The following is a 1,437-nucleotide window of genomic DNA, read 5'->3' as shown; positions in this document are numbered from 1 at the left end:
GCCCCCCCCCGCGCCCCCCCCGGCCCCCCCCCCCCCGGGGCCCCCCCCGGGGCCCCCCCCCCCGCGGGGGGGCCCCCCCCCGGGGCCCCCCCCCCCCCCCCCCCCCGGGGCCCCCCCCCCACGTCCACGTGCGCACCCGCGCCTACGCCGACCGTCGCCCCGGAACGCCCGCCCGTCCCATCGCTGCAGCGATGGGTGAACGGACCGTTCGTCCGATCTGGTTGGGCGAACGGTCCGTTCGCTCCGGTGCGAGTGGTCGGCACCGGGCCAGGGATTTCCGAGTGAACGGACCCTTTGTCCCATCTCGTTGGTCGAAGGGTCCGTTCACCCGGGGAAGTGGTTCGTGCGCGATCGGTCCTGTCGCCGCCGATGTGGGTGAACGGACCGTTCGTCCCATCTCGTTGGTCGAACGGGCCGTTCACCCGGAGAAGGTCGGGACGGGCTTGTCCCAGGTGAGCGCGTAGCGCCACAGCAGCAACCTGCGGTACTGGACGCCGGGCAGCTGTCGCTGCGCGCCCTGGCGCACCTCATCCCAGGTCATGATCGGGTCCTTCGCCGGGACCTCCGGCGGCTCGGTGACCCCGCCGTGCCTGCGGGCGAGGAAGCGGTGCACCGGGATCGCCGCGATGTCCCTCGCCCAGTCCAGCGGGGTGTGGTGCCGGGCCAGGCCGACGAGCACCAGCCTCCCACCGGGGGCGAGCATCCGGCCCATGGCGGTGAGCGTGGAATCGAAGTCCATGTGGTGCAGCGCGGCGACGCTGCTGATGAACCCGTACGAGCCGTCCCGCGCCTTCGCGGCGAAATCGACGAAGTCCGAGTCCACATAGGACACGTTGTCGTACTGGTAGCTGGCGCGGCGGGCTTGGCGGATCATCGTGCGGGAGCGGTCGATGCCCGTGGCGCGCTTCGCCCTCGACGCCAGCGCGCGCACCAGCGTCCCGTCGCCGCACCCGACGTCGAGCGCCGCGTCGCATCCTTCGGGCACCGAGTCGAGAACGAGCGGGTGGTAGTGCACGTTGTGGCTCCACTGCTCCGACACCGGCTCACCCTAACCACCTGCACTGCGGCTTTCGCCGGGTCGTGGTAGGTGCCGGGAGGTCTCGGAACCGCGCTCCGCCCTCGGCGCTCGAGACGTCGGATCCCTTGGGCCGCAACGGGTTCCACTGCGGATGTCCGCGCCTGCCCGGCGCGCTGGATCCGGGGCGGCGGCACCTCGACGCGAGGGCGGGCCGGGGAACGACGTGCAGCCGTAGTGCAAAAGTGATCAGCGGTGCCGGGTCGTTGTCGTCCCGTGACACCGGCGCCACGCGCACCGGCCGCAGCGAGCCGGGTGAACGGACCGTTCGACCAACTAGATGGGACGAACGGTCCGTTCACTCCCTCCCGCGGGACTCCACAGCCCGCCCCGGACGGTGCAGAGTGAGCGGCGTGCGCCTG

The 1,437-nt window shown here is 72.8% G+C and carries 1 protein-coding gene; it reads right to left on the bottom strand.

What is annotated here, in order from left to right; genetic code table 11:
* Positions 1 to 418: 418 nt before the first annotated feature.
* Positions 419 to 1,039: a bifunctional 2-polyprenyl-6-hydroxyphenol methylase/3-demethylubiquinol 3-O-methyltransferase UbiG gene (locus LCD33_RS22360; protein ID WP_224960338.1), complete on the bottom strand. Its 621-nt coding sequence runs from the start codon at positions 1,037 to 1,039 to the stop codon at positions 419 to 421.
* Positions 1,040 to 1,437: the final 398 nt, after the last annotated feature.

It is taken from the genome of Saccharopolyspora sp. 7B (assembly GCF_020177435.1).
Taxonomy (GTDB): Bacteria; Actinomycetota; Actinomycetes; order Mycobacteriales; family Pseudonocardiaceae; genus Saccharopolyspora_C; species Saccharopolyspora_C gregorii.
Note: the sequence above shows the minus strand (reverse complement) of the source record. Positions and strands in the feature narration are given on the sequence as shown.